Source organism: Variovorax sp. FG153 (assembly GCF_057809595.1).
Window position 1 is genome coordinate 215653 of sequence record NZ_JBMDKG010000004.1, and the last position, 25835, is coordinate 241487.

Genomic DNA, 25835 nt, shown 5'->3' on the forward strand with positions numbered 1-25835 from the left:
CCTCACATGCGGAAGATGCCGAACTTCGGCTCGGGGATCGGCGCGTTGCGCGCGGCCGCCAGGCCCAGCGCGAGCACGCGGCGCGTGTCGGCCGGATCGATGATGCCGTCGTCCCACAGCCGCGCGGTGGCGTAGTAGGGATGGCCCTGGTCCTCGTACTGCTGGCGGATCGGCGCCTTGAAGGCCTCTTCCTCGTCGGCGCTCCACTGGCCGCCCTTGGCCTCGATGCCGTCGCGCCGCACGGTCGCGAGCACGCTCGCGGCCTGCTCGCCGCCCATCACGCTGATGCGCGCGTTGGGCCACATCCAGAGGAAGCGCGGGCTGTAGGCCCGGCCGCACATGCCGTAGTTGCCGGCGCCGAAGCTGCCGCCGATGATGATGGTGAACTTCGGCACGTTGGCGGTGGCCACGGCCGTCACCATCTTGGCGCCGTGGCGCGCGATGCCCTCGTTCTCGTACTTGCGGCCCACCATGAAGCCGGTGATGTTCTGCAGGAACACCAGCGGTGTCTTGCGCTGGCAGCACAGCTCGATGAAGTGCGCGCCCTTCTGCGCCGATTCGGAGAACAGGATGCCGTTGTTGGCGACGATGCCCACCGGCATGCCCTCGATCTCGGCGAAGCCGCAGACCAGGGTGGCGCCGAAGCGGGCCTTGAACTCGTGGAACTCGCTGCCGTCGACCACGCGCGCGATGATCTCGCGCACGTCGAAGGGCTTGCGCGTGTCGGTGGGGATCACGCCGTAGAGCTCCTCGCGCGGGAACGCGGGCTCGCGCACCGCGGCCTTGGCCGGGCCCTCGGCCGCCTTCGCGTTGAGGTTGGCCACCGCCGAGCGCGCGAGCGCCAGCGCATGCAGGTCGTTCTGCGCCAGATGGTCGGCCACGCCCGACAGCCGCGTGTGCACGTCGCCGCCGCCCAGGTCCTCGGCCGTCACCACCTCGCCGGTGGCCGCCTTCACCAGCGGCGGGCCGCCCAGGAAGATGGTGCCCTGGTTCTTCACGATGATCGATTCGTCGCTCATCGCCGGCACGTAGGCGCCGCCCGCGGTGCACGAGCCCATGACCACGGCGATCTGGCCGATGCCCTGGGCGCTCATGTTGGCCTGGTTGTAGAAGATGCGGCCGAAGTGCTCGCGATCGGGGAACACCTCGTCCTGGTTCGGCAGGTTGGCGCCGCCCGAGTCGACCAGGTAGATGCAGGGCAGCCGATTCTGCTCGGCGATCTCCTGCGCGCGCAGGTGCTTCTTCACCGTCATCGGGTAGTAGGTGCCGCCCTTCACGGTGGCGTCGTTGCACACCACCATGCAGTCGACGCCGTTGACCCGGCCGATGCCCGCGATGATGCCGGCGCCGGGCGCGTCGCCCTTGTACATGCCGTGCGCGGCCAGCGGCGACAGCTCGAGGAAGGGCGTGCCCGGATCGAGCAGCTCGGCCACGCGTTCGCGCGGCAGCAGCTTGCCGCGCGCCGTGTGCTTGGCGCGCGCGGCCTCGCCGCCGCCTAGCTCCACCCTGGCGAACTGCGACTGCAGGTCGTCGACCAGCGCGCGCATGGCGGCGGCATTGGCCTGGAAGTCGGCCGAGCGGGCGTTGAGTTTGGTTTCGAGTTGGGTCATGGTGAAATCAAATTCGGGGGCAGGACGCAGAGGACGCGAAGGTTTCGCAAAAGGCGCGAAAGAATTCAATCAAAAGATTTGGCTGTCCTTTTGCGTCCTTCGCGAAACCTTCGCGTCCTCTGCGTCCGGACCCCGTATTCATGCAGTCCGCGCTTCGTCCAGGCCGAGCTCGGCCTTCATCTCGTCGCGGATCTTGAACTTCTGGATCTTGCCGGTCACGGTCATCGGGAAGGCCGGCACGAAGCGGATGTACTTCGGCACCTTGTAGTGCGCGATCTGGCCCTTGCAGAAGTCGCGCACCTCTTCCTCGGTGACGCTCTGGCCGGGCTTGGCGATGATCCAGGCGCAGAGCTCCTCGCCGTACTTGCGGTCGGGCAGGCCCACCACCTGCACATCCTGCACCTTGGGGTGGCGGTAGAGGAACTCCTCGATCTCGCGCGGATAGATGTTCTCGCCGCCGCGGATCACCATGTCCTTGATGCGGCCCACGATGTTGACGTAGCCCTCGGCGTCCATGGTCGCGAGGTCGCCGGTGTGCATCCAGTGCTCGGCATCGATGGCCTCGCGCGTCTTGGGCTCGTCGTCCCAGTAGCCGTGCATCACCGAATAGCCGCGCGTGCAGAGCTCGCCCGACTGGCCCGGCGGCATGGTCCGGCCGGTCTCGGGGTCGACGATCTTCACCTCGAGGTGCGGCTGCACCGTGCCCACGGTCGACACGCGGCGGTCGAGCGGCGTGTCGGTGCTGCTCTGGCAGCTCACGGGGCTGGTCTCGGTCATGCCGTAGGCGATGGTGATCTGCTCCAGGTGCATCTCGCTGACCACGCGCTTCATCACCTCGATCGGGCACGGCGAGCCGGCCATGATGCCGGTGCGCAGGGTCGAGAGGTCGAACTCCTTGAAGCGCGGATGGTCGAGCTCGGCGATGAACATCGTGGGCACGCCATGCAGGCCGGTGCATTTCTCGGCCTGCACCGTCTCGAGCACGGTCAGCGGATCGAAGCCGTCGTTCGGATAGACGATGGCCGAGCCGTGCGTGAGGCAGGCCAGGTTGCCGAGCACCATGCCGAAGCAGTGGTAGAGCGGCACCGGGATGCACAGCCGGTCGTCCGGCCCGAGCTTCATGCACTCGCCGATGAAGAAGCCGTTGTTGAGGATGTTGCGGTGCGTCAGCGTCGCGCCCTTGGGAAAGCCCGTGGTGCCGCTGGTGAACTGGATGTTGATCGGGTCGGTGGCCTTCAGCGTCTTCTGCACCGCGGCCACCTTCGGGTCGGCCGCGTCGCCGCTGGTCAGCAGCGCCGAGAAGCGCCGCATGCCGGGCACCTCGGCGCCCTCGCCGGCCTTGTCGATCCAGAAGGTGTGGGCCAGCTGCGGCAGCCGCTTCGGGCCGAGCTCCTGCAGCATGCCGAGGTAGTCGCTGGTCTTGAACTGCGCCATCGTCACCAGCGCCTTGCAGCCGACCTTGTTGAGCGCGTACTCGAGCTCGGCGGTGCGGTAGGCGGGATTGATGTTGACGAGGATCAGGCCGACCTTGGCGGTGGCGATCTGCATCAGCACCCACGGCGCGTTGTTGTGCGACCAGATGCCCACGCGGTCGCCCGGCGCGAGCCCCAGCTTCAGCAGCGCGCTGGCGAGCCGGTCCGACTCGGCCTGCAGCTCGCGGTAGCTGAAGCGCAGGCCTTCGTGGCGGCTCACGAGCGCCTCGCGATCGGGTTGCCGCTCGACCATGTCGTCGAAGAAGTCGCCGATGGTCTGTTCGATGAGGGGGACGTCGGTGGCGCCCTTGCCGTAGCTCTCGGTCAGTGCTGCAGTCATGTTGATGTCCTTGTCTCCTTGCCTTGCTCCTTCCCCCTCTGGGGGAAGGCCGGGATGGGGGCCTGCGGCGGCTGTTCAGGGAGGGGCTCATCGACCGCCGCAAGCCCCCACCCCTGCCCTCCCCCAGAGGGGGAGGGAGAAAAACCGAACTATGCGGTCTCGGCGAACAGCTCGCGCCCGATCAGCATGCGCCGGATCTCGCTGGTGCCCGCGCCGATTTCGTAGAGCTTGGCGTCGCGCCACAGCCGCTCGACCGGGAATTCCTTGGTGTAGCCCACGCCGCCGAGCGCCTGGATCGCCTCGCCGGCCATCCAGGTCGCCTTCTCGGCCGAATAGAGGATCGCGCCGGCCGCGTCCTTGCGGAAGGTGCGCGCATGGTCGTTGCGGTCGCAGGCCTTGCCCACGGCGTAGACGTAGGCGCGCGTGGCCTGCCAGGTCGAGTACATGTCGGCGATCTTGCCCTGCATGAGCTGGAACTCGCCGATGCTCTGGCCGAACTGCTTGCGCTCGTGGATGAAGGGCAGCACCGCATCCATACAGGCCGCCATGATGCCCAGCGGGCCGCCCGAGAGCACGGCGCGCTCGTAGTCGAGGCCGCTCATCAGCACCTTCGCGCCCTGGCCCTCGCCGCCGAGCACGTTCTCCTCGGGCACCTCGCAGTTGTCGAAGAACAGCGGGAAGGTGTTGGAGCCGCGCATGCCGAGCTTGTCGAGCTTGGTGCCGGCCGAGAAGCCCTTGAAGCCCTTCTCGACGATGAAGGCGGTCATGCCGCGCGCGCCCATCTCGGGCTCGGTCTTGCCGTAGATCACCAGCGTGTCGGCGTCGCCGCCGTTGGTGATCCACATCTTGCCGCCGTTGAGCACGTAGTAGCCGTCCTTCTTCTCGGCCTTGAGCTTCATGCTCACCACGTCGGAGCCGGCATTGGGCTCGCTCATGGCCAGCGCGCCCACGTGCTCGCCGCTCACCAGCTTGGGCAGGTACTTCTTCTTCTGCGCCTCGCTGCCGTTGCGGTGGATCTGGTTCACGCACAGGTTCGAGTGCGCGCCGTACGACAGGCCGACCGAGGCCGAGGCGCGCGACACCTCTTCCATCGCCACGATGTGGGCGAGGTAGCCGAGCTCGGTGCCGCCGTACTCCTCCTTCACGGTCATGCCGTGCAGGCCGAGGTCGCCGAGCTTCTTCCAGAGGTCGTGCGGGAACAGGTTCTCGCGGTCGATGTCGGCGGCGCGGGGCGCGATTTCATTCGCGGCGAAGTCCTGGATCGCGCTGCGCAGCGAGTCGATGGTCTCGCCCAGGTCGAAGTTCAGGCCGGGATCGTGCATGGGTGTTGTCTCCTCTGAAGGGGGCCGGCGCGTGGGGCTGCCCGCGCCACGACGCGCTGGAAAGGTCGCAGCTTACGCCTCGTCGCGCCGCAATTGGCGCCACAATGGTTGCAATTTGCGCCACGCCGGCACCGCCTCGCCATGTCCTCCCCCTCCTTCCTCCGACCTGCCCGCGCCGTCACGCCGATGGCCTTCGTGCGAGCCATCGTCAAGGGCTACGAGCGCTACGGCCAGGACCCGTCCGAGGCGCTGAAGGCGGCACAGATCACGCCGCGCGAGCTCGCGCGGCCCGGCGCGCGCGTGACGGCGGCGCAGTTCGAGGCGCTGTCGGGCCATGCGATGCAGGAGCTCGACGACGAGGCGCTGGGCTGGTTCTCGCGCCGCCTGCCCTGGGGCAGCTACGGCATGCTGTGCCGCGCCTCGCTGACCTCGCCCGACCTCGGCGTGGCGATCAAGCGCTGGTGCCGCCACCACCGGCTGCTGACCGAGGACATCGGCCTCGCGCTCGAGGTGGCGGGCGGCGTGGCCACGCTGCGCATCGCCGAGAACCGGCCGCTCGACCCTGCCTTCCGCGAGTTCTGCCTCGTGACCAGCCTGCGCTTCATGCACGGCTACATGTGCTGGGCCATCGATTCGCGCATCTCGCTGCGGCAGGCCGGCTTTCCCTTTCCCGCGCCGGCGCACCGCGACGCCTACGCGGCGATGTTCACGCCCGAGGTGCGCTTCGACGCGGCGCGCGCGAGCATCGCCTTCGACGAGCGCTACCTCGCGCTGCCGCTGCAGCGCGACGAGCGCGCGCTGCGCACCATGCTCAAGCGCGCGCTGCCGCTCACGATCCTGCAGTACCGGCGCGACCGGCTGCTGGGCCAGCGCGTGCGCGAGCTGCTGCGCTCGCGCGCCGCCGAGACCACCACCGCCGAGGCGCTGGCCACGCTGCTCAACGTGTCGAGCCGCACCCTGCACCGCCAGTTGCAGGAGGAAGGCAGCTCGCTGCAGGCGCTCAAGAACGAGGTGCGGCACGAGCTCGCGGTCGACCTGCTGCGGCGCACCCACCGGCCGATCAAGCAGGTCGCGCTGGCGGCGGGCTTCCGCAACGAGAAGAGCTTCTCGCGCGCCTTCCTGCAATGGACGGGACTCGCGCCCAGGGACTTCCGGCAGCAGGCGGCCACGCCCGCGCCCGGACCCGGGCCGTCGCGAAGCCGGGATGCCTCCACGTGAGCGCCGCGGCGGCCCCTGCGCTCACTGCGCCTCGATGCTCAGTTCGCGCATGCGCCGCGTGATGACGTCGAACTCGGCGCGGTAGGCGCTGGCGAACTGCTCGGGCGTGCTGTTCATGATCTCGAAGCCGCGGGCCACGAACTGCTGGCCGACCTCGGGCGCGCCCACCACCTCGCGCACCTCCTTCGCGAGCCGCTCCACGATGGGCTTCGGCGTGGCCGCGGGCGCCAGCAGGCCGATCCAGACGTTGCTGTCGTAGAGCGGGTCGTCGAAGCCCAGCTCGTGCATCGTCGGCACCTGCGGCAGCGTGCTCGAGCGCTGGCGCCCGAGCACGGCCAGCGGCACGATCTTGCCGCCCGGCACGTGCTGCATCGCGCTCGCCACCGACGACAGGCCGATGTCGACCGTGCCCGACAGCAGGTCGGTGACCACCAGCCCCTCGCCGCGCTGCGGCACGTGCACCATGCCGCCGCCCAGGCCGCGGTTGAGGCTCTCGCCGGCCAGGTGGCCCAGGCCGCCGATGCCCCAGGAGGCATAGCTGAGCTTGGCGCCGCCGGAGCCGGCCTTGGCCTTGAGGTCGGCGAGGCTGCGCAGGCCCGAGCCCGGGTGGGTCGAGATCAGCGCCGGGCTGCGCACGATCTGCGTGATCGGCGCGAAGTCCTTGCGCGGGTCGTAGGCCAGCGTGCGGTAGAGCGCGGTGTTGTTGATCTGCGAGTCGGTGATCGTCATCAGCAGCGTGTAGCCGTCGGCCTTGGCACGCGCCACCTCGGCGGCACCGATGGCACCGGCCGCACCCGCCTTGTTGTCGACCACCACCGGCTGGCCCAGCGCCTTCGACAGGCGTTCGCCGACGGTGCGCGCCACGTAGTCGGTGGCGCCGCCGGCCGGATAGGGCACGACGATGCGGATCGGCCGCGACGGGTAGGCCTCCTGGGCGGCGGCGGGAACGGCGAAGGCCAGCGCGGTGCAGGCGATCGAAAGCAGCTTGAACATGGTCTTGTCTCCTCGTGGGTTCTTGTGTTGTCTGGCGGCGCGTGTCAGCAGCTCGCGGCACGCTCGGGCTGCGCGCGCTGCGGGGACGCATCGTTGCGCCGCTCGTCCTCGAGCGCCTGCGCCACCAGCCGGCGGAACTGCACCAGCGCCGAATCCATGGCCAGCGGCAGCATCGGCAGCAAGGGCGCGTGCTCGATGTTGCGGGCCTGCGCGGTGATCATGTCGCGGTCCTCGTTGAAGGCCACGATCAGGCTGTCGTAGAGCGTGCGCGTGAGCTGCTCGCCGCCGAGCGAGGGCCGGTGCGCCTGCTGGAAGAAGTAGTGGGTGCTGGTCTCGGTCTCGGGCGTCAGGGTCTGGCAGCTGTGCAGCTCGACGGCATGGCGCATGTCGCCCTCGGCGTCCTCCACGGGACGCCCACCCGACTGCATCAGCAGCGTGCCCGGCAGCACGAAGTCGTAGACGAACCAGCGGTCGAAGCGCGCACCGGGCGCGAAGGGCCGCGCGCCGGACCAGTGCGCGGGCGGCGGCACGTTCTCCACCCGGCGCGTCACGCGCAGGCCGCGCTCGATCTTCTCGATCTCGGGCCGCGCCTGCGCGATCGCGGTCGAGCCGCCGAGCGTCTTCTCGTGCACGTAGCTCAGGTGCGAGAAGTCCAGCAGGTTGTCGCAGATCAGCAGGTAGGGCGTGTCGTAGTGCAGGTAGCCCGGGATGTGGCGCCACTCGGGGTGGTCGCACGAGAAGTTGTCGGGCAGCAGTGCCGTGTCGGCGCGCTCGGCCTCGCCCATCCACACGAACACCCAGCGGTTGCGCACCGCCACCGGGTAGCTGCGCACCCGTGCGCGCGGCGGCACCGTCGCCATGCCCGGCACCTCGACGCAGAGGCCGCGCGCATCGAACTTGAGCCCGTGGTAGCCGCAGCGCACGCAGTCGCCCTCGCGCCGGCCCTTGGACAGCGGCGCATGGCGATGGCAGCAGCGGTCCTCGAGCGCCACCACCTCGCCCTGCGCGGTGCGGTACAGCAGCAGCGGCTCGCCGATGACGGTGCGGTTGAACAGGCCCTCGGCGGGAATCTCGTGGTCCCAGGCGACCACGTACCAGCAGTTGCGGATGAACATGCGCTTCTCGTCTCCATCGAATGATCTGTCTTCGATGGTGGTCGCATGCGCCGCGGCGCGCGTCCCCCGCGCAGGGGACGTTGGTGGGTATGCGGCCTCAGCCGGCCAGCCGCACCAGCGCCGCGCGGTCGTGGATGCCGAGCTTGCCGTAGGCGCGCTTGCGCAGCGTGTGCACGCTCGACAGCGCGATGTCGAGGTCGGCCGCGATGCCGTCGGCCGTGAGCCCGCAGGCGATGCGCGCGCAGACCTCGCGCTCGCGGCGGCTCAGCGGCGTGTCGGCGAGCCGGGCCTGCGCGAGCGCGATGCGGCTGTCCATGTCGAGCGCGCCCGCGCCGGTGCCCAGCGCATGCCGGTGCACCTGCCGCAGCAGCGGCGCGACCGCGAGCACGCGCTCGATCTCGCCGGGCGCGAAGCGGCCCATCGAGTCGCGCCGGTAGAGGTTGACCGAAAAGGCGCGGCCGCGGGCCACCGGCAGGTAGAGCAGCGCGAGCCGGTCGCTCAGGTGCTCGCGCTCGTAGATCTGGCGCCGCCAGCCGGGGTCGGGGATCTGCTCGGCATGCATGTGCAGCGCCGTCACCTCGTCGACCTCGCCGCCCGTGCCCGCCATGCGCTGCGCGATGCCCGTCGCATCGTCGAAACCGTAGAAGTGGCGCCGGTACTGCGCGAAGCAGTCGCGCGTGACGTTGCGCACCCCCGCGCCATGGGAGTGGCCCTCGATCTGCACCGGTGCATCGGGCGCATGCTGCACCAGCGAGATGTACTCCACCGGCAGCAGCGCATTGAGGAAGTGCAGCATCGCGCGCGCGGGCGCCAGGTCGCGCGGCACGTCGAGCAGCAGCGACACGGCCCGCAGGTCGAGCGACTGCTGGCTGGCGAGGGCCGGAACGCGCCACATGGCTTGCATGCGGAAATTGTCCCCCCGCGGGCGCGCCGCACGAAGCGGCGGCGGATCGGGATTAACCCGCGCCGGCCTTCAGGCGGCCGCCGCGTGGCCGCGGCTCAACGCGGCGAAGGTCCGGGCCTGCCACGCGAACTCCTCGGCGAAGGCCTCGGGGTCCGCGATCGCGTAGGCGCCATAGGCATAGACGGTGGCGTAGGCCGCGTACTCCGCGGCCTGCAGCGCGCGCCCGGCCACGGCCTGGAACACCGCGTAGGTCGCGGACACCGCCGCATGGGCCGACGCATCGATCGAGCCGGAGCCCGGATGGCTGGCGGCGATGCGCGCCATGCGCTGCGCCGCCTGCGCGAGTTCGACGCGGCTGCCGCGGCCTTCGAGGTACGCGCCGAGCACGTCGAGGCCCTGCAGCGCCTCGGGCGCCTCGAGCAGATGCCGCACGCGCTGCACGCAGGCGAAGCCGAAGCGCAGCCGCAGCGGCTCCTGCGCCGCATCCTCCAGCCGGGCCGCGGCGGCGAGCCGCTGCAGCGCCTCGTTCATGCCGGGGTGGACGCGGCGCGCAGGCGGCCGAGCACCTCGGGATTGACGACGTTGCTCGGCTGCCCGCCGGCAAAGGCCACGATCTGGTCGAACACGTCGGAGAACTGCAGCTCGTACTCCTCGCGCGTCACGTAGCCGATGTGCGGCGTGCAGACCAGGTTCGGCAACCGCAGCAGCGGATCGGCGGGATCGAGCAGCGGCTCGGTCTCGTAGACGTCGACCGCGCCCATGCCGGGCCGGCCGGCCCGCAGCGCCGCCACCAGCGCACCGGGCTCGATCAGGCCGGCGCGGCTGGTGTTCACGAGGATCGCATCGGGCTTCATGCGCGCGAGGTCCTCGCGCCGCACGATGCCGCGCGTGGCCGGCACCAGCCGCATGTGGAGCGAGACCGCGTCGCAGTCGCCGAAGAAGCTCTCGCGGTCGGGCGCGCATTCGCGGCCGTCCGCGCGCGCCAGGGCCATCGATTCGGGCCGCGCCCACACGCGCACCTTCATGCCGAAGGCCTCGGCGTAGCCCGCCACCGCCTGCCCGATGCGGCCGTAGCCGTAGATCCCGAGCGTCCTGCCGCGCAGCGTGCCGCCCACGCCGGTCTGCCAGCCGCCGCGCTGCAGCGACGCCATCTGCTGCGGAATCCGCCGTGCCGCGCACAGCAGCAGCGCCCATGTGAGTTCGGCCGCCGCGTACGAAGGCGTGCCCGCGTGCTGGTCCGACGACAGCACGATGCCCAGCCGCGTGCAGGCCTCGACGTCGATGTGCGGATAGACGCTGCGCTGGCTGATCAGCCGCAGCCGCGGCAGCCGCTCGAGCACCGGCGCGCGCAGCGCGGTGCGTTCGCGGATCAGCACCACCGCGTCGGCCTGCGACAGCCGGCGCACCAGTTCGTCGGGCTCGTCCACGTGGTCGTTCCACACCGTCACCTCGTGCCCCTTGAGCTTGGCGAAGCAGGGCAGCGTGCGCAGCGTGTCGAAGTAGTCGTCCAGCACCGTGATGTTCATGCGGCGGATTCTGTGCCCGCAACCCGGCTGCGTAAAATGAATTTATCTGGACCATTGCTGCAATCGCCTCATGAAAGTGGACATGCTCGGCCTGCAGGCATTCCTCGCCGTGGCGGAGCACGGCAGCTTCCATGCCGGTGCCGATTCGCTGCACATCAGCTCCACGGCGCTGACGCGCCGGCTGCAGAACCTCGAGGCGGTGCTCGGCGTACGGCTGGTGGAGCGCACCACGCGCTCGCTGGCACTCACCGCGATCGGCCAGAGCTTCCTGCCGCAGGCGCGGCGGCTGCTCGCCGACATCTCCTCGGCCATGCTCGGCATCCGCGAGGCCGGCCAGGCCTCGCGCGGCAACGTGACGCTGGCCTGCGTGCCGACGGTGGGCGTGCAGTTCCTGCCCGCGGTGATCCAGGCCTACAGCGCGCTGCACCCGGGCAACCACATCCGCATCCTCGACCACGCCTCGGCCGGCGTGGCGGGCGCGATCCTGCAGCGCGAGGCCGAGTTCGGCATCAGCATCGCCGAGTCCTACGACCCCGCTCTGGAGCGCGTGCCGCTGCTGGACGACCGCTTCGTGCTGGCCTGCCGCGACGACCATCCGCTGGCGCGCCGCCGCAGCATCGCCTGGTCGCAGCTCGAGGGCCACGCGCTGATCGTGCCCGGGCCGGGCAGCAGCAATCGCCCGCTGCTCGATGCAGCGCTGGCACCGAGCGGGCTCGACCTGCCCTTCGTCTACGAGGTGCAGCGCAGCTCGACGGCCGTCGGGCTGGTGGCGCAGGGCGTGGGCGCCGCCGTGGTACCCCGGCTGGCCGTGCAGGACGGCACCTATCCGCGCATCGTGCTGATCGCGCTCGCGCGGCCCACGGTGCGGCGCAGCTTCGCGCTGCTGTCGCGCAAGGGCGCGGTGCTGTCGCCCGCCGCGCAGGCGCTCTACCGCCTGATCCTGTCGATGGCCAGGCCGGCGCGCGGCCGGCGCGCTCAGGCCGGCTGAGCGATCTTCGCGAGCGCCTCGGCGATCGAGGCGCTGTCGGTGGGCCGCACCAGCTTGGCCACTTCGCGGCCGTCGCGCATGAACACCAGCGTGGGCCACAGCTTCACGCCGAACGAGCGGCCCAGCGGACGCCCGCTGCCGTCCTCGACCTTGATGTGGCGCAGGCCCGGATGCTGCGCGAAGGCGGCGGCGATGTCCGGCTGCGCGGCCTTGCAGACGCCGCACCAGTTGGTGCCGAACTCGACCACCGCGGGGCCTTGCAGGGCGTCGATCTCGCTGCGGTCGGGCTGTTCGGTCTTGTACTCGGAGGTCATGCGCGGGGGCTCCTGGTGGGCGTTGCGTGGTGAGCGGTGGCGGTCGTCCATTCGACCAGAAAGCCGGCAGCCCTGCCGCCGGTGGGTGTTCGCTTCAGCCGATGGGCCGGTGCGCCGCGAGCAGTGCCGGCAGTTCGGCCATGTCGCCGAACACCTGCACCGCGCCGACGCTGCGCAGCGCCTCGGGCCCGCTGTGGCCCGACTCGCCCGTGCTGTAGCCGAACACCGTCGCGCCCGCCGCCACGCCCGCCATCGCGCCCGTGACCGTGTCCTCGACCACCGCGCAGCGCTTCGGGTCCACGCCCAGCGCCGCCGCCGCCGCGAGGTACACGTCGGGCGCCGGCTTCGAGCGCGGCATCTCGTGCCCGCTGAAGATCCGCCCCGCGAAGCATTCGAGGATGCCGACCTTCTCGAGCTGCAACTCGACCTTGAAGCGATCCGCGCCCGAGGCGCAGGCGATGCGCCCGTCGAGCTGCTCGAACAGCGCGCGCACCGCGGCGGGCGCATTCGGAATCGCCGTCAGGTCCCGCTCGAGCGCCTCGTTGCGGCGCTCGCGAAAGCCATGCAGCCATTCGGGCGTGATGCGAAAGCCGGTCTTCGACTCGATCAGGTCGGCTTCGTCCTTCACCGCCTTGCCGGTGAAGATGCGCATCGATTCGTCGGTGGTGAGAGGCCAGCCCAGTTCGCCGAGCATCTCGGCAAGCACGCGGTTGGTGATGGGTTCGGAGTCGACGAGGACACCGTCGCAGTCGAAGAGAACCGCGGCGAAGGGAAAAGAAGACATGGGGAGATGGTACCGGCCGAGCAAAGCGAAGGCCCGGCCAGTCCCCAAGGGCCGAGCGAAGCAAAGGCCCGAGTCACTCCCCTCTGGCTGTGCCGAGGAGCGCAGGAGAAAGCGGGATCAGGGCCGCAGCTGTCTGAGCGGAACGAAGTGCAGCGAGTTCTGCGGACCCCCGCTTTCTCCGAGCACCGCAGGTTGCCCGCAGCGAAGCGGAGGGACACAGACAGCGGGGTCGCCTTTTCTTTGGTTACTTTCTTTTGGCGAAGCAAAAGAAAGTGACTCGCCCGCCGGGGCGAGACCCGGCCGACAACCTCAAAAAAGTCAAACAGCCCGAATAGGGATGTACATCTCCCCCCCACCCGCCACGAACTCCTTCGACTTCTCCTCCATCCCCTTCTCCACAGCCAGTGCCTCCGCCACCCCCTTGGCCGCGGCGTACTCACGCACCTCCTGCGTGATCTTCATCGAGCAGAACTTCGGCCCGCACATCGAACAGAAGTGCGCCACCTTGCTCGAATCCTTCGGCAGCGTCTCGTCGTGGAATTCGCGCGCCGTATCCGGATCGAGCCCCAGGTTGAACTGGTCCTGCCAGCGGAACTCGAAGCGCGCCTTGCTCAGCGCATCGTCGCGCGAGCGCGCTCCCGGGTGTCCCTTCGCCACGTCCGCCGCATGCGCCGCGATCTTGTAGGCAATGATCCCCTGCTTCACGTCGTCGCGGTCGGGCAGCCCCAGGTGCTCCTTCGGCGTCACGTAGCACAGCATCGCCGTGCCGGCCCAGCCGATCATCGCCGCGCCGATCGCGCTCGCGATGTGGTCGTAGCCCGGCGCGATGTCGATCGTCAGCGGGCCCAGCGTGTAGAACGGCGCCTCGTGGCAGTGCTTGAGCTGCTCGTCCATGTTCGACTGGATCATGTGCATCGGCACATGGCCCGGGCCTTCGATCATGGTCTGCACGTCGTGCTTCCAGGCGATCTGCGTGAGCTCGCCGAGGGTGCGCAGCTCGGCGAACTGCGCCTCGTCGTTGGCATCGGCGCCGCTGCCGGGGCGCAGGCCGTCGCCGAGCGAGAAGCTCACGTCGTAGGCCTTCATGATGTCGCAGATGTCCTCGAAGTGCGTGTAGAGGAAGCTCTCCTTGTGGTGCGCGATGCACCACTTCGCCATGATCGAGCCGCCGCGCGAGACGATGCCGGTCATGCGGTCGGCCGTCAGGTGGATGAACGGCAGCCGCAGCCCGGCGTGGATGGTGAAGTAGTCGACGCCCTGCTCGGCCTGCTCGATCAGCGTGTCGCGGTAGATCTCCCAGGTCAGGTCCTCGGCCACGCCGCCCACCTTCTCGAGCGCCTGGTAGATCGGCACGGTGCCGATGGGCACCGGGCTGTTGCGCACGATCCAGTCGCGCGTGGTGTGGATGTTCTTGCCGGTCGACAGGTCCATCACGTTGTCGGCGCCCCAGCGGATCGCCCACACCAGCTTCTCCACTTCCTCCTCGATGCTCGAGGTGACGGCCGAGTTGCCGATGTTGGCGTTGATCTTCACCTTGAAGTTGCGCCCGATCGCCATCGGCTCCACCTCGGGGTGGTTGATGTTGGCGGGAATGATCGCGCGGCCGCGCGCCACCTCGTCGCGCACGAACTCGGGCGTGATGATGCGCGGGATGCTCGCGCCCATCGGGTTGCCGGCCACGCGCCTGGCGCGCTCCTCGTTGGCGAGGTACTCGGCCATCCACTCGCGCTTGCCGTTCTCGCGCAGCGCCACGTACTCCATCTCGGGCGTGACGATGCCGCGGCGCGCGTAGTGCATCTGCGTGACGTTGGCGCCCGACTTCGCGCGGCGCGGCGTGCGCTGCAGCGCCGAGGCGCCGGCGCGCAGCTCGGCCAGGCGCTGCGCGTCGCGGTCCTCGTTCTTGGCGCCGTCGTCGAGCGCATGGTGCACGCGCCCCTCGTAGCTCTCGGTGTCGCCGCGCTCGGCGATCCAGGCACCGCGCACGTCGGGCAGGCCGCGGCGCACGTCGATCTCGACCTTCGGGTCGGTGTAGGGACCCGAGGTGTCGTAGAGCGACACGGTCTCGCCGTTGGTGAGCTTCACGTCGCGCACCGGCACGAACAGGTCGGGCCGGCTGCCGGGGATGACGCACTTGTGCGACGCGGGGAAGGGCTCGCGCGTGAGCGAGAGCAGGGAGGTGAACTTGTCGGGGGCATTCATGCGGGGCACTCCTTGTGGATGGAAAGGGTGCTCCGCAATCGCTCGGTGGGCTGTGGGCGCCATCCCGGGTGGGGAAGGACGACGGACCGAAGCCAGGGAGTGCAGCTCTTCTTACGCCGGTATGACCCGGATCAAGTTCGCGGGTCGGCAGCTTTGCCATCTCAGCACGCCACATGCGTGCACCCCGGAGCGGGGCCGATTGTGCGAGCGCCGGCGTTCGCCGTCAACCGCCCGCGTCAATGCGGGGTATCAGGCCCGGGCTTGCAGGTCGCCGTCGACGTAGTACCAGCGCGGCAGGCCCGCGGCGTCGGACTCGCGCACGAAGCGGCTGCGCTCGTGCAGCCGCGAGGCCGTGCCCGAAGCGCCGCGCTGGCGCGCGACGAACTCGACCTCGGCATGGTCGGCATCGCTCATCGAGCGGCCGCGCACGTCGAGCCCGAGCCAGCGCACGCCGGGCTCGAAGTCGAGCGAGGCCGGCCGCGTGCTCGCGTGCCAGGTGCCGAGCAGGTACTCGGCACGCTCGCGCACGAAGGCCGTATAGCGCGAACGCATCAGCGATTCGGCATCGGGGGCGGGGGTGTGCTCGAAGTCGTCGAGGTAGCGGCCGCAGCACATCGCGTAGGCGATGGGCTTGTCGCGGCGGTCGGTGCGGCCGTGGAGGGATCGGGAACGCTGGGCATGGAGGCCCCTATTGGAACACCGCGCGGGCCGGGCCCTCCAGAGGGCAAGCCCTGGGGCCGCGGGCATCCACCCTTGGCGTGCCGCTTGCTACCCGCTAACGTGGCGCCCCGGAGACCGGGGTTGACCACGGGAAGACAACGCACACCATCGAGGAACAACGGCCATGTACCTGAGCGCTTCCGAACAGCAGGCCCTGCGCGGCGTGTTCACGCTGCTCGCGCGCGACGAATGCGGCGAGCGCGAGATCCGCGAGCGCCTCGGCCATGCGCTGCTCGGCCTGCTGCGGGCCGACCAGTTCGCGTCCTTCGTCTGGGACGCCGAGCGCGGCGGCTTCGGCTCGCGCGTGGCGATCAACATGGCGCCGGCCAACCTCGACACCTATGCGCAGTGGCACCAGCACCACGACCCGATCACCTTCGTGCTGCAGTCGCGCCGCCGCGCCACGCGCGTGACCGAGGTGATGCCGCAGCGCGAACTGATGCGCACGCCCTTCTTCAACGACTTCCTCGCGCGCGACGGCCTGCACTGGGGCCTGAACCTTCACACCTTCGACGGCGAGCGCGCGCTCGGCGACCTGCGCATCTGGCGCCGCAAGGAGCGCGGCGATTTCGGCGCGCGCGAGACGCTGATGCTCGACCTGATCGAGCCCGCCTTCGCGGGCGCGCTGCTGCGGGCCCGGCAGCGCGCGCAGGCACCCCGCGCCGCGGCGCAGGACATCGCCGCCTCGCCCTGGGCCAGCCTCAGCGCGCGCGAGCAGCAGGTGGCGCGCGCGGTGCGCGAAGGGCTCACCGACAAGGACATCGCGCGCCGCATGGCGGTGGGCGTGCCCACGGTGCGCACCTACCTGCGGCGCATCTTCGACAAGCTCGGCATCGAGCGCCGTTCGGCGCTCGCGGGCGTGTTGCCGCGCGATTGAACTACTTCGCCGCCGGCAGCCGTCCGAGCAGCGGCTCGATCGCCAGGCCCAGCGCCAGCAGGCGGCGGTCGCTGCCCGCGGGGCCGTCGAGCTCGAGCCCGATCGGCAGGCCGCTGGTCGCGCCCAGCGCCGAGGGCAGTTGCAGCCCCGGGATGCCGGCGTTGCTGCCGGGGTCGGTGTTCTGGATCAGCGCGCCGAAGTTCTCGGGGCTGCTGGCCTCGGGCGCGGCCAGCAGCGCCACCTGCGGCACGGTCGGGAACACCAGCGCGTCGAGCCGGTGCTTCGTGAAGGTGTCGCGGTAGAGCTTCTGCAGCGCCGGGCGCGCCACGCGCATCGCGTTGTCGTAGGCCGGCCTGGCGTCGACCGTGCCGTTCGCGGCCGGCAGCTTGCGCGGCAGCACCAGGCCGTCGAAGGTGCCCTTGACGTCGGGGCTGGCGATGCCCGCGGCGAGCTGCTTGAGGTCGATGCCCGTGTCGTACTTCGCGAGGTAGGCCGCCATGTCGTCGTTCGCCTCGTAGAGCGCGACCGGGAAGCCCACCGCGCCGTTGAGTTCGGCGAGCTTCGGCATCTCGAGCTCGACCAGCGTGACGCCGGCCGCGCGCAGCTTGGCCAGCGCGGCATCGGTGGCGGCACGGGTGTCGGCATCGAGGTTGGCGAAGAAGGCCGGCACCACGCCGAGCCGCACGCGCTTCAGGTCGGCGGGACGCACCGCCGCGCCGCCCGCGATCGCGCGGTCGAGCAGCACCAGGTCGGCCACCGACAGCGCCATCGGGCCGGCGGTGTCGCGCGTGTGCGAGATCGGCGCGATGCCCTGCTGCGGATAGCGCCCCATCGAGGGCCGAAGCGACGCGCAGCCGTTGAAGGCACAGGGAATGCGCACCGAGCCGCCGGTGTCGGTGCCCAGCGCGGCCGACACCATGCGCGCGCCCAGCGCCGCGCCATTGCCCGAGGAGGAGCCGCCCGCGATGCGGCGCGGGTCGTAGGCATTGCGCACGCCGACCTCGGGGCCCGAGGGGAAGGCCGGGTTGTAGCCGGTGACGCCGAAGGCCAGCTCGTGCATGTGGGTCTTGCCCAGCACGATGGCACCGGCCGCGCGCAGCTTCGCGACCACCGGCGCGTCGGCCGCCGGCACGAAACCCTTGAGCGCGGGCGTGCCGGCGCTGGCGGGCAGGCCGCGCACCTGGATGTTGTCCTTGATCGCCACCGGCAGGCCATCGAGCGGCTTGCAGGCCGCGCCCGGCTTGCGCGCGGCATCGGCGGCGCGCGCAGCCGCGAGCGCGCCCTGTTCGTCGAGCGTGATGAAGGCGTTGAGATTGGCCTTCGCCCTGGCCTGCGCGACGTAGGCCGTGACCAGCTGCTCGCTGGTCAGCCGGCCGGCGCAGAGCTCGCGCACCGCGTCGCTGGCGGTCAGGGTGGCGATGTCGGGCGCGGCCGGTTGCTGGGCGTGGGCGCCGATGGCGCTCATTGCGAGCACGGCCAGCGCGGACGCGGCGAGACGCGCCGGGCGGCGCAAGGGAACGAAGGAAGAACGGGTCATGGAGACGGCCTCGATGAACGAACGGAAGGCCGCCATCGTGCGCCGCCGCGCGGCGGCTGTCTGTCGTCGAAACCGATGACAAGGCGCGGATGCGCGATGAGGGAGCCCTACTCGAACATCACCCACTCGGGCCGCATGTTGAAGCGCACCGGCAGGATGCTCACGCCCAGGCCACTGGTCACGTACATGCGCCGACCGCGGTTCTCGATCCAGCCATAGGCCCAGGTGCGCGGCGCCGCGCCGGGCACGATCGGCGCGCCGTAGCCCGGCACCCAGACCTGGCCGCCATGGGTGTGGCCGGCGACGGTGAGCACCGGCGCGGGCGCGGCGAGGCGCGGCATCCGGGCCAGGCTCGCCGGGTCGTGCATCAACACCAGCGTGGGAGCGCCGGCCGGCACGCGCGACAGGGCGCGATCGGGCTGCGAATGATCGGTGGAGTGGTCGCCGATGCCCACCACCCAGAGCTCGCGCCCGGGCAGCGGCACGGCGTCGTTCTCGAGCACCACGATGCCCTGCGCCGACAGCGCGTGCGCGATGCGCGCGCCGTCGTGCCACCAGTCGTGATTGCCGAGCACGGCGTACACGCCCAGCGGCGCCTTCAGCCGCCCGAGCACGCCGGCCATGGTCTCGATCGGCAGCGGCTCGTCGCCGCCGTGGCCGGCCAGGAAGTCGCCGGGCAGCAGCACCACGTCGGGCTGCGCGGCATTGATGTCGTCGACGATGCGGCGCGCGCGCTCCACGTCGGTCACGCGCCAGAGGCTGCGTTCGGTCAGGTGCCAGTCGCTCGCGACCGCGATGCGCAGCCGCGGCTGCGCGCCCCAGGCGGCGCTGTCCAGCGTCTCGGTGCGTGCCGCGACCCAGCGCGGCTCGATCGCGACGCTCCAGAGGCCGAGCGCGGCCAGCGCGAGCGCCGCGAAGGCGCGCCATCCGGGGCGGCGCATCAGCGCGGCCGGCTCACAGCGCCCGCTGGATCAGCAGCTTCTGGATGTCCGAGGTGCCTTCGTAGATCTGGCACACGCGCACGTCGCGGTAGATGCGCTCGAGCGGGAAGTCGTTCACGTAGCCGTAGCCGCCCAGGGTCTGGATCGCGGCGCTGCACACGCGCTCGGCCATCTCGCTCGCGAACAGCTTGGCCATCGCGGCCTCTTTGAGGCAGGGGCGGCCGGCATCGCGCAGGCTCGCGGCATGCCAGATCAGCTGGCGCGCGGCCTCGAGCTGCGTGGCGCAATCGGCGAGCCGGAAGCCCACGGCCTGCTGATCGAAGATGGACCCGCCGAAGGCCTGGCGCTCCTTGGCATAGGCCACGGCCACGTCGAAGGCGCTGCGCGCCATGCCCACGCTCTGCGCGGCGATGCCGATGCGGCCGCCCTCGAGCGCGCCGAGCGCGATCTTGTAGCCCTCGCCCTCGGCGCCGATCAGGTTCTCCGCCGGGATGCGGCAGCCGTCGAAGTTGATCTGCGCGGTGTCGCTGCTGTGCTGGCCGAGCTTGTCCTCGAGCCGCGCCACCTGGTAGCCCGGCGCGTCGGTCGGCACGATGAAGGCGCTCATGCCGCGCTTGCCCGCGGCCTTGTCGGTGACCGCGATCACGATCGCCACCTGGCCGTTCTTGCCGCTGGTGATGAACTGCTTCACGCCGTCGATCACATAGCCGTCGGCGTCCTTGCGCGCGGTGGTGCGCAGGCTCGAGGCATCGCTGCCGGCCTGCGGCTCGGTCAGGCAGAAGGCGCCGAGCATCCGCCCCTGCGCGAGCGGCTCGAGCCACTGCTTCTTCTGCTGCGCATTGCCGTAGCGCATCAGGATCGCGTTGACGGGGCAGTTGGTCACGCTGATCGCGGTGCTGGTGCCGCCGTCGCCGGCCGCGATCTCCTCGAGCACCAGCGCGAGCGTGAGGTAGTCGAGGCCGGCGCCGCCGTGTTCCTCGGGCACGCAGATGCCGTAGGCACCGAGCGCCGCGAGCCCCTGGTGCACTTCCTTCGGGAAGCTGTGTTCGCGGTCCCACTTCGGCGCGTGGGGCCAGAGTTCGGCCTGCGCGAAATCGCGCACGGCGTCGCGGATGGCTTCCTGGTCGGTGCTCAGCAGCATGGCGTGTCTCCTCGTGTCGTTCTCGTCGTCGTTACTTGCCGGAACCCAGGTCCATGATCAGGCGCGCGGCCATGTACAGGCGGCGCGGGATCGCGCTGATGTCCACGTACTCGGCCTTGTCGCTGTGGTAGCCGAAGCCCGGCAGGCCCAGGCTCTCGATCACGGGCTTGCCCGACAGCGCCGCGTAGGCCGCGTCGGTGCCGCCGCCGGTGCGTTCTTCCACGCCCAGCGTGCCGCCGGCTTCCTTGTAGTAGCCCACCGCCTTGTCGACCAGCTTCCTGCCGCCTTCGCCGGCATTGAAGGCCGGGCGACCGCGCGTGACGATCACCTTCACATCGGCATCGGGCAGCTTCTTCTGCTGCGCGCGCTCCTCGAGCGTCTTCATCGCGGCATCGAAGTCCTCGTTGCGCGCATAGCGCACGTCGGCGTTGAGCGTGGCGCTGGCCGGGATGATGTTCGAGACGTTGCCGGCCTTGGCGATGGTCCAGTTGAAGCGCAGGTTCTTCGACTTGTCGTCGATGCTCATGGTGCGCAGCACCAGGTCGGAGGCCTCGACCAGCGCGTTCACGCCGAGGTCGGGCGCGGCGCCCGCGTGCGAAGCCTTGCCCGTGATGTTGACCTGCACGTAGGCGATGCCCGAGGTGCCGAGCGAGAGCTTCTCGTCGCCGGCGCCGGTGGGCTCGAACGAGAGCACGTAGTCGGCCAGCTTGGCCTCTTCCTGGATCAGGTCGCGCGAGCCGAAGGAGCCTTTCTCCTCGTCGGTGTTGAACAGCACGGTGATGGTGCCGTAGTCGCGCACGCCGTAGTCCTTGAGCAGCTTGAGCGTGTGCAGGATCACGGCATTGCCGCCCTTGTCGTCGGCGATGCCGGGGCCGTAGGCCTTGTCGCCCTCGATGCGGAACGGCGCCTTGACGAGCGTGCCCTTGAGGTAGACGGTGTCCATGTGCGACATCAGCAGCAGGTTCTTGCCGCCGCGGCCCTTGAGCTTGCCGACGATGTTGTCGCCCACCACCAGGCCGGCCGACTTGCTGCGCGTGACGGTGAAGCCCAGGTTCTTCAGTTCGGCCTCGAGGAAGTTGCCCGCCGCGGCGATGCCCTCGGCGTCGCCGGTGCCGGTCTCGATGTTGACCAGCTTCTCGAGCGTCTTGATGACGGCGGGCTGCTCGTCGGTGGCGGCCTGGAACAGCACGTTGTCGCGCTTCTGCGCCCAGGCGGCCGGCGCGAGCAGGGCGCCCGCGAGCACGGCGGCGATGACGTTGCGTGAATGAAAGGGACGCATGGGACCTCCTGCTTTTCTGCGATTCGTTCTCTGAAACAATGAAAGTCCGCCGGCCATGCAGGCCTGCGGACGCGGCGCCGTGCTTTTTACAGCAGCTCGAGCGCCACGGCGGTGCCTTCGCCGCCACCGATGCACAGCGTGGCCACGCCGCGCTTCCTGCCCTGCGCCTTGAGCGCGTGGATCAGCGTGACCATGATGCGCGCGCCGCTGGCGCCGATCGGGTGGCCCAGCGCGCAGGCGCCGCCGTGGATGTTGACGCGGTCGTGCGACACGTCGAGCTCGTGCATCAGCGCCATCGGCACCACCGCGAAGGCCTCGTTGACTTCCCACAGGTCCACGTCCTTGACGGCCCAGCCGGTCTTCTTGAACAGCTTGGCCACGGCGCCCACCGGCGCGGTCGAGAACCACTCGGGCTGCTGCGCGTGCGTGGCATGCCCGACGATGCGCGCGATCGGCTTCGCGCCGATCTTCTTCGCATGCGACTCGGTCATCATGACCAGCGCGGCGGCGCCGTCGTTGATCGACGAGCTCGAGGCGGCGGTGATGGTGCCGTTCTCCTTCTTGAACGCGGGCTTGAGCGTCGGGATCTTGTCGAGCTTGACCTTGCCCGGGCCTTCGTCGATGGCGATCAGCGTGTCGCCGCCGCGGCCCTTGACGGTGACCGGCACGATCTCGTCCTTGAACAGGCCGGTGTCGGTGGCCTTCTTGGCGCGCTCGACGCTGGCGATGGCGAAGGCATCCTGCTGCTCGCGCGTGAACTTGTACTTGGCCGCGCAGTCCTCGCCGAAGGTGCCCATCGAGCGGCCCGGCTGGTAGGCATCCTCGAGGCCGTCGAGCATCATGTGGTCGAAGATGCGGTCGTGGCCCATGCGGTAGCCGCCGCGGCCCTTGAGCATCAGGTAGGGCGCGTTGGTCATGCTCTCCATGCCGCCGGCCACCATCACGTCGTGCGTGCCGGCCAGGAGCAGGTCGTGCGCGAGCATCGCGGCCTTCATGGCCGAGCCGCACATCTTGCTGAGCGTGACCGCGCCGGCGCTGTCGGGCAGGCCGCCCTTGTAGGCCGCCTGGCGCGCGGGCGCCTGGCCCTGGCCCGCCATCAGGCAGTTGCCGAACAGCACCTCGCCCACGCTGTCGGGCGCGATGCCGGCACGCTCGACGGCGGCCTTGATCGCGGCGCCGCCGAGGTCGTGCGCCGCGAGGGAGGAGAAGTCGCCCTGGAAGCTGCCCATGGGGGTGCGGGCGACGCCGACGATGACGATGGATTCGGACATTTCAGTGCTCCTTGGAGTTGGAAAGGAAATCGGACTTCCGGACGCAGAGGACGCGAAAGAAGACATTCGAATGTCTTCATATCTCTTTCGCGCTCTTCGCGAAACCTTCGCGTCCTCTGCGTCCGGCTGTTGGTTTTCAGGAATGCGCCACCTGCTCCTCGTCGTGGAAGCGTTGCGACTCTTCGTACGGGAACACGTCCAGCATCTGGCCGGCCTGGATGCGTTCCTTGTGGTGCTGCCAGAAGGCGGCGTCGAGCAGGTCGGCGTGGTGCGCCATGAAGGCTTCGCGCACGTCCTTGTTGCCCAGCAGGAAGGGCTCGAAGGTCTCGGGGAACACGTCCTTCGGGCCGACCGAATACCAGACCTCGCCGCTCATCTCCTCTTCCTCGTTGCGCGGCGCGGGCACCTTGCGGAACTGGCAGTCGGTGATGTATTCGATCTCGTCGTAGTCGTAAAACACGACCTTGCCGCCGCGCGTGACGCCGAAGTTCTTCCACAGCATGTCGCCCGGGAAGATGTTGGCGGCCACCATGTCCTTGATCGCATTGCCGTATTCGATCACCGCCTGCTCGAGCTGCTCCCTGGCGCGCCTGGCCTGCGCCGGGCTCTCGGGATGCGCGAGCATGTCGAAGGCCTCCTGCAGGTAGATGTTCAACGGGATCATGCGGCGCTCGATGTAGACATGCTTGAGCACCAGCTCCATCTCCCCGTTGCCGTCGCGGTCGCCGATCTCGAGCTGGCTGGGCGCGAACTTGCGGATCTCCTCGATCAGCGCGGGCTCGAAGCGGTCGAGCGGAAAACCCACGTCGCTGTACTCGAGCGTGTCGGCCATGCGGCCCACGCGGTCGTGCTGCTTCACGAGCATGTACTTGCCCTTGATCTGCTCGCGCGTGGTGTCCTTCGGCGGCGGATAGAAATCCTTGATGACCTTGAACACGAACGGGAACGAGGGCAGGTCGAACACCAGCATCACCATGCCCTTGATGCCGGGCGCGATGCGGAAGCGGTCGCTCGAGTAGTTGAGGTGCGAGAGGAAGTCGCGGTAGAACAGCGTCTTGCCCTGCTTGGCGAGGCCCAGCGCGTTGTAGATCTCGGCGCGCGGCTTGCGCGGCATCAGCGAGCGCAGGAACTGCACGCAGGCCGAGGGCACCTCCATGTCGACCATGAAGTAGGCGCGCGCGAAGCTGAACAGCATCTGCAGGTCGTCCTCGCCGAACAGCACCGCATCGACGTGGAAGCGGCCCTGGCCGTCGTGCAGGATCGGCAGCGCGAACGCCAGCTCGACGAAACCGTTCATGATCTTGCCGACCACGTAGGCGCCCTTGTTGCGGTAGAACAGCCCCGAGAGCACCTGCAGCTGGAAGTTGGCGCGCAGCTTGACCTGGTGGAAGCGCGCCTGCATCGCGTCCGCCACGCGCTCGGCATCGCGCCGCTTGTGGGCCCAGCTGCCGAGCAGCGCGAAGTCGTCGAGCATCTGCTCGATGTGGTCGGCCAGCGTGGCGTGCGCCGGGTAGTAGGCGCGGTAGGTGGGCATGCCGCGCGGCTCGATGTACTCGGTGCTGATCGCCGGGCGCACGAAGATGAAGTCGTTCTGGAAGTACGCGCGGTGCAGGATCTTGGTGGTGACCGAGTTGAAGAAGCTCTCGGCCAGCTCGGGCTGGTGGTGGTCGACCAGCAGGCCGATGTAGTGCAGCTTGACCTGGTGCCAGACGTCCATCGGCTGCTCGCCGGCCTTGAACTCCTTCTCGAGCCGCGCCACCGCCTCGCTCACGCGCAGGTCGTAGAACTCGATGCGCTCGCGCTGCGCGCGCTGCTGGCCATGCCAGTCGGCGGTCTCGAAGCGGTGCTTGGCGCGCGACGACTCGGCCCGGAACAGCGTGTAGTGCCGGTTGAAGCCGTCCATCATCGCCTTCGCGATGTCGTAGGCCAGCGGGGAGTCGAGGCGCTGCGGGAACATGGACCGGGGAGAAGGCGCGCCTTCAGCCGGCGGCGGGCGTCGGCGCCGCGGCGGGCTTGCCGGTGAGCCGGGTCACCAGCTCGCCGGGGCGGCTGTACTTGTGGCGCACGCGCTGCACCGCGGCCTTGTAGAGCGATTCGAGCGACTTGTCGCCTTCCACGCTCATGCCCAGGTCCTGCAGCAGGCCGTCGTGCACGCCGAAGGTCCAGCCGTGGATCGTGACCTTCTGGCCGCGGCTCCAGGCGTCGACCATCACCGTGCTGACGGCCACGTTGACCACCTGCTCGGCGACGTTGAGTTCGCACAGCGCGTCGGCGCGCACTTCTTCCGCGAAGCCGTCGAGCATCACGTGGTGGCGGTCGCGCACGTCCTGGATGTGGCGGATCCAGTTGTCGGCCAGGCCGATGCGGGTGCCGTTGAGCGCGGCCTTCACGCCCGCGCAGCCGTAGTGGCCCACCACCATGATGTGCTCGACCTTCAGGTGCTCGACCGCGAACTGGATCGCCGACAGCGCGTTGAGGTCGGAGTGCACCACGATGTTGGCCACGTTGCGGTGCACGAACACCTCGCCGGGCTCGAGGCCGGTGATCTGGTTGGCGGGCACGCGGCTGTCGGAGCAGCCGATCCACATGTAGCGCGGCGTCTGCTGCTTGACCAGGCTGGAGAAGAAACCAGGCCGGTCGCGTTCCATCTGCGCGGACCAGGCGCGGTTGTGGGCGAAGAGGTCGTCGAGGGATTCGGACATGCGGGGATTGTCGGTGAGGTGGAGGGGATTCGATGCGGCGGCGCCCGGCGCCGGGCTCTCAGGCGGTGGCCTTGGCCGGTCGCGGTGGCCTGGTGGCCTTGGGCCTGGCGGCGGTTTCGGCCTTCTGCGCGCGCGCCAGCGCTGTCTGGCCCTTCTTTTCGTGAGCGCGCACTTCTGCGATATTGGCCTGCAGCTCGGCGAGCTGGCCCTCGAGCTGCGCGCGGTGGGCGCCCAGGATGCTGAGGAAGCGCTCGAGCTGCGGCACCGTGTCGCGCGGGCTGTCGTACATGTCGAGGATGTCCTTGGCCTCGGTCAGGCTCAGGCCCAGGCGCTTGGCGCGCAGCGTGAGCGTGAGCCGGGCCCGGTCGCGCGCGCTGTAGATGCGCTGCAGGCCCGCGCGCTCGGGCGTGAGCAGCCCCATGTCCTCGTAGAAGCGGATCGCCCGCGTCGTCAGGTCGAATTCCTTCGCGAGCTGGCTGATGGTGAAGGTTTGCGCTGGCATGAGGGCTTGTTCAAGGAACACGGGAGGCGCCGGGAAGGGGGCGTTGCGGGGGCGACAGCACATTTGCGCCGCGCTCTCTA

23 protein-coding genes and 1 riboswitch are annotated in these 25835 nt (G+C 69.8%); of the genes, 3 read left to right on the top strand and 20 right to left on the bottom strand.

Annotated features, from left to right (window positions below):
- Positions 1-2: 2 nt before the first annotated feature.
- From ACODT0_RS07645 to ACODT0_RS07655, 3 genes are all read right to left on the bottom strand, one after another.
- Positions 3-1610, bottom strand: a complete 1608-nt coding sequence (locus ACODT0_RS07645) for a carboxyl transferase domain-containing protein (RefSeq protein WP_261211650.1) — start codon at positions 1608-1610, stop codon at positions 3-5.
- Between the two features lie 138 nt (positions 1611-1748).
- Positions 1749-3422 carry an AMP-binding protein gene (locus ACODT0_RS07650; protein ID WP_057590700.1) on the bottom strand — a complete coding sequence of 558 codons (1674 nt, stop codon included), beginning with the start codon at positions 3420-3422 and terminating at the stop codon, positions 1749-1751.
- Between the two features lie 149 nt (positions 3423-3571).
- The gene (locus ACODT0_RS07655) at positions 3572-4744 is read right to left on the bottom strand and encodes an isovaleryl-CoA dehydrogenase (protein ID WP_057590699.1); all 1173 of its coding nucleotides are present in this window, start codon (positions 4742-4744) and stop codon (positions 3572-3574) included.
- Between the two features lie 141 nt (positions 4745-4885).
- Between ACODT0_RS07655 and ACODT0_RS07660 the strand changes: the two genes are divergently transcribed.
- Positions 4886-5962 (top strand): AraC family transcriptional regulator, encoded by a 1077-nt coding sequence (locus ACODT0_RS07660; protein ID WP_489040987.1) that lies wholly within the window; start codon positions 4886-4888, stop codon positions 5960-5962.
- Between the two features lie 21 nt (positions 5963-5983).
- Here the strand turns inward: ACODT0_RS07660 and ACODT0_RS07665 are convergent, their stop codons facing one another.
- The 5 genes from ACODT0_RS07665 to ACODT0_RS07685 form a co-directional block, all read right to left on the bottom strand.
- Positions 5984-6955, bottom strand: a complete 972-nt coding sequence (locus tag ACODT0_RS07665; RefSeq protein ID WP_489040988.1) for a tripartite tricarboxylate transporter substrate-binding protein — start codon at positions 6953-6955, stop codon at positions 5984-5986.
- Between the two features lie 44 nt (positions 6956-6999).
- On the bottom strand, positions 7000-8070 hold the full coding sequence (locus ACODT0_RS07670) for an aromatic ring-hydroxylating dioxygenase subunit alpha (protein WP_489040989.1): 1071 nt from the start codon (positions 8068-8070) through the stop codon (positions 7000-7002).
- A 97-nt stretch (positions 8071-8167) separates the two neighbouring features.
- Positions 8168-8974, bottom strand: coding sequence for a helix-turn-helix transcriptional regulator (locus ACODT0_RS07675; RefSeq protein ID WP_413762232.1), 807 nt, complete (start codon positions 8972-8974; stop codon positions 8168-8170).
- 69 nt (positions 8975-9043) lie between these two features.
- Complete coding sequence (locus ACODT0_RS07680; RefSeq protein ID WP_479670928.1) at positions 9044-9505, bottom strand: hypothetical protein; 462 nt, start codon at positions 9503-9505, stop codon at positions 9044-9046.
- Positions 9502-10500: a D-2-hydroxyacid dehydrogenase family protein gene (locus ACODT0_RS07685; protein WP_489040990.1), complete on the bottom strand. Its 999-nt coding sequence runs from the start codon at positions 10498-10500 to the stop codon at positions 9502-9504. The genes ACODT0_RS07680 and ACODT0_RS07685 overlap by 4 nt, the downstream gene beginning before the upstream one ends.
- 70 nt (positions 10501-10570) lie before the next feature.
- Between ACODT0_RS07685 and ACODT0_RS07690 the strand changes: the two genes are divergently transcribed.
- Positions 10571-11488: a LysR family transcriptional regulator gene (locus ACODT0_RS07690; protein WP_489040991.1), complete on the top strand. Its 918-nt coding sequence runs from the start codon at positions 10571-10573 to the stop codon at positions 11486-11488.
- On the opposite strand, the gene ACODT0_RS07695 is transcribed toward ACODT0_RS07690, so the two are convergent.
- The 4 genes from ACODT0_RS07695 to ACODT0_RS07710 all read right to left on the bottom strand — a co-directional run bounded on the left by ACODT0_RS07695 (position 11476) and on the right by ACODT0_RS07710 (position 15400).
- A complete protein-coding gene (locus tag ACODT0_RS07695) occupies positions 11476-11802 on the bottom strand; it encodes a thioredoxin family protein (protein ID WP_489040992.1) in 327 nt (108 codons plus the stop codon). The two genes, ACODT0_RS07690 and ACODT0_RS07695, sit on opposite strands and share 13 nt — an antisense overlap.
- 94 nt (positions 11803-11896) lie before the next feature.
- Entirely contained in the window at positions 11897-12586 is a 690-nt protein-coding gene (locus ACODT0_RS07700; RefSeq protein WP_057590691.1) for an HAD family hydrolase, read from the bottom strand.
- Positions 12587-12904: 318 nt separating this feature from the next.
- On the bottom strand, positions 12905-14785 hold the full coding sequence (gene thiC, locus ACODT0_RS07705; RefSeq protein ID WP_261217217.1) for a phosphomethylpyrimidine synthase ThiC: 1881 nt from the start codon (positions 14783-14785) through the stop codon (positions 12905-12907).
- Positions 14786-14876: 91 nt separating this feature from the next.
- A riboswitch (TPP riboswitch) is annotated at positions 14877-14982 on the bottom strand.
- Positions 14983-15034: 52 nt separating this feature from the next.
- Positions 15035-15400, bottom strand: a complete 366-nt coding sequence (locus ACODT0_RS07710; RefSeq protein ID WP_489040993.1) for a YchJ family protein — start codon at positions 15398-15400, stop codon at positions 15035-15037.
- 229 nt (positions 15401-15629) lie between these two features.
- On the opposite strand from ACODT0_RS07710, the gene ACODT0_RS07715 reads away from it, so the two are divergent.
- Positions 15630-16382 (top strand): helix-turn-helix transcriptional regulator, encoded by a 753-nt coding sequence (locus ACODT0_RS07715; RefSeq protein WP_398497549.1) that lies wholly within the window; start codon positions 15630-15632, stop codon positions 16380-16382.
- Position 16383: 1 nt separating this feature from the next.
- On the opposite strand, the gene iaaH is transcribed toward ACODT0_RS07715, so the two are convergent.
- From iaaH to ACODT0_RS07755, 8 genes are all read right to left on the bottom strand, one after another.
- Entirely contained in the window at positions 16384-17847 is a 1464-nt protein-coding gene (gene iaaH / locus ACODT0_RS07720) for an indoleacetamide hydrolase (protein ID WP_479672457.1), read from the bottom strand.
- 179 nt (positions 17848-18026) lie between these two features.
- Positions 18027-18860: a metallophosphoesterase gene (locus tag ACODT0_RS07725; RefSeq protein ID WP_479670931.1), complete on the bottom strand. Its 834-nt coding sequence runs from the start codon at positions 18858-18860 to the stop codon at positions 18027-18029.
- Between the two features lie 13 nt (positions 18861-18873).
- The gene (locus ACODT0_RS07730) at positions 18874-20001 is read right to left on the bottom strand and encodes an acyl-CoA dehydrogenase family protein (RefSeq protein ID WP_057596576.1); all 1128 of its coding nucleotides are present in this window, start codon (positions 19999-20001) and stop codon (positions 18874-18876) included.
- A 31-nt stretch (positions 20002-20032) separates the two neighbouring features.
- A complete protein-coding gene (locus ACODT0_RS07735) occupies positions 20033-21280 on the bottom strand; it encodes a glutamate carboxypeptidase (protein ID WP_489040994.1) in 1248 nt (415 codons plus the stop codon).
- Between the two features lie 86 nt (positions 21281-21366).
- Positions 21367-22551, bottom strand: a complete 1185-nt coding sequence (locus tag ACODT0_RS07740; protein WP_489040995.1) for an acetyl-CoA C-acyltransferase — start codon at positions 22549-22551, stop codon at positions 21367-21369.
- Positions 22552-22687: 136 nt separating this feature from the next.
- Complete coding sequence (gene aceK, locus ACODT0_RS07745; RefSeq protein ID WP_489040996.1) at positions 22688-24508, bottom strand: bifunctional isocitrate dehydrogenase kinase/phosphatase; 1821 nt, start codon at positions 24506-24508, stop codon at positions 22688-22690.
- A gap of 22 nt (positions 24509-24530) precedes the next feature.
- On the bottom strand, positions 24531-25253 hold the full coding sequence (can, locus tag ACODT0_RS07750) for a carbonate dehydratase (protein WP_057596580.1): 723 nt from the start codon (positions 25251-25253) through the stop codon (positions 24531-24533).
- Between the two features lie 58 nt (positions 25254-25311).
- Positions 25312-25755 (bottom strand): MerR family transcriptional regulator, encoded by a 444-nt coding sequence (locus tag ACODT0_RS07755; protein WP_057596581.1) that lies wholly within the window; start codon positions 25753-25755, stop codon positions 25312-25314.
- Positions 25756-25835 lie beyond the last annotated feature (80 nt).

Excerpts from the sequence above, each read along its gene's own strand:
- ACODT0_RS07645 (WP_261211650.1), bottom strand. The coding sequence starts at position 1,610 with ATGACCCAACTCGAAACCAAACTCAACGCCCGCTCGGCCGACTTCCAG.
- ACODT0_RS07650 (WP_057590700.1), bottom strand. The coding sequence starts at position 3,422 with ATGACTGCAGCACTGACCGAGAGCTACGGCAAGGGCGCCACCGACGTC.
- ACODT0_RS07655 (WP_057590699.1), bottom strand. The coding sequence starts at position 4,744 with ATGCACGATCCCGGCCTGAACTTCGACCTGGGCGAGACCATCGACTCG.
- ACODT0_RS07660 (WP_489040987.1), top strand. The coding sequence starts at position 4,886 with ATGTCCTCCCCCTCCTTCCTCCGACCTGCCCGCGCCGTCACGCCGATG.
- ACODT0_RS07665 (WP_489040988.1), bottom strand. The coding sequence starts at position 6,955 with ATGTTCAAGCTGCTTTCGATCGCCTGCACCGCGCTGGCCTTCGCCGTT.
- ACODT0_RS07670 (WP_489040989.1), bottom strand. The coding sequence starts at position 8,070 with ATGTTCATCCGCAACTGCTGGTACGTGGTCGCCTGGGACCACGAGATT.
- ACODT0_RS07675 (WP_413762232.1), bottom strand. The coding sequence starts at position 8,974 with ATGCAAGCCATGTGGCGCGTTCCGGCCCTCGCCAGCCAGCAGTCGCTC.
- ACODT0_RS07680 (WP_479670928.1), bottom strand. The coding sequence starts at position 9,505 with ATGAACGAGGCGCTGCAGCGGCTCGCCGCCGCGGCCCGGCTGGAGGAT.
- ACODT0_RS07685 (WP_489040990.1), bottom strand. The coding sequence starts at position 10,500 with ATGAACATCACGGTGCTGGACGACTACTTCGACACGCTGCGCACGCTG.
- ACODT0_RS07690 (WP_489040991.1), top strand. The coding sequence starts at position 10,571 with ATGAAAGTGGACATGCTCGGCCTGCAGGCATTCCTCGCCGTGGCGGAG.
- ACODT0_RS07695 (WP_489040992.1), bottom strand. The coding sequence starts at position 11,802 with ATGACCTCCGAGTACAAGACCGAACAGCCCGACCGCAGCGAGATCGAC.
- ACODT0_RS07700 (WP_057590691.1), bottom strand. The coding sequence starts at position 12,586 with ATGTCTTCTTTTCCCTTCGCCGCGGTTCTCTTCGACTGCGACGGTGTC.
- thiC (WP_261217217.1), bottom strand. The coding sequence starts at position 14,785 with ATGAATGCCCCCGACAAGTTCACCTCCCTGCTCTCGCTCACGCGCGAG.
- ACODT0_RS07710 (WP_489040993.1), bottom strand. The coding sequence starts at position 15,400 with ATGTGCTGCGGCCGCTACCTCGACGACTTCGAGCACACCCCCGCCCCC.
- ACODT0_RS07715 (WP_398497549.1), top strand. The coding sequence starts at position 15,630 with ATGTACCTGAGCGCTTCCGAACAGCAGGCCCTGCGCGGCGTGTTCACG.
- iaaH (WP_479672457.1), bottom strand. The coding sequence starts at position 17,847 with ATGAGCGCCATCGGCGCCCACGCCCAGCAACCGGCCGCGCCCGACATC.
- ACODT0_RS07725 (WP_479670931.1), bottom strand. The coding sequence starts at position 18,860 with ATGCGCCGCCCCGGATGGCGCGCCTTCGCGGCGCTCGCGCTGGCCGCG.
- ACODT0_RS07730 (WP_057596576.1), bottom strand. The coding sequence starts at position 20,001 with ATGCTGCTGAGCACCGACCAGGAAGCCATCCGCGACGCCGTGCGCGAT.
- ACODT0_RS07735 (WP_489040994.1), bottom strand. The coding sequence starts at position 21,280 with ATGCGTCCCTTTCATTCACGCAACGTCATCGCCGCCGTGCTCGCGGGC.
- ACODT0_RS07740 (WP_489040995.1), bottom strand. The coding sequence starts at position 22,551 with ATGTCCGAATCCATCGTCATCGTCGGCGTCGCCCGCACCCCCATGGGC.
- aceK (WP_489040996.1), bottom strand. The coding sequence starts at position 24,508 with ATGTTCCCGCAGCGCCTCGACTCCCCGCTGGCCTACGACATCGCGAAG.
- can (WP_057596580.1), bottom strand. The coding sequence starts at position 25,253 with ATGTCCGAATCCCTCGACGACCTCTTCGCCCACAACCGCGCCTGGTCC.
- ACODT0_RS07755 (WP_057596581.1), bottom strand. The coding sequence starts at position 25,755 with ATGCCAGCGCAAACCTTCACCATCAGCCAGCTCGCGAAGGAATTCGAC.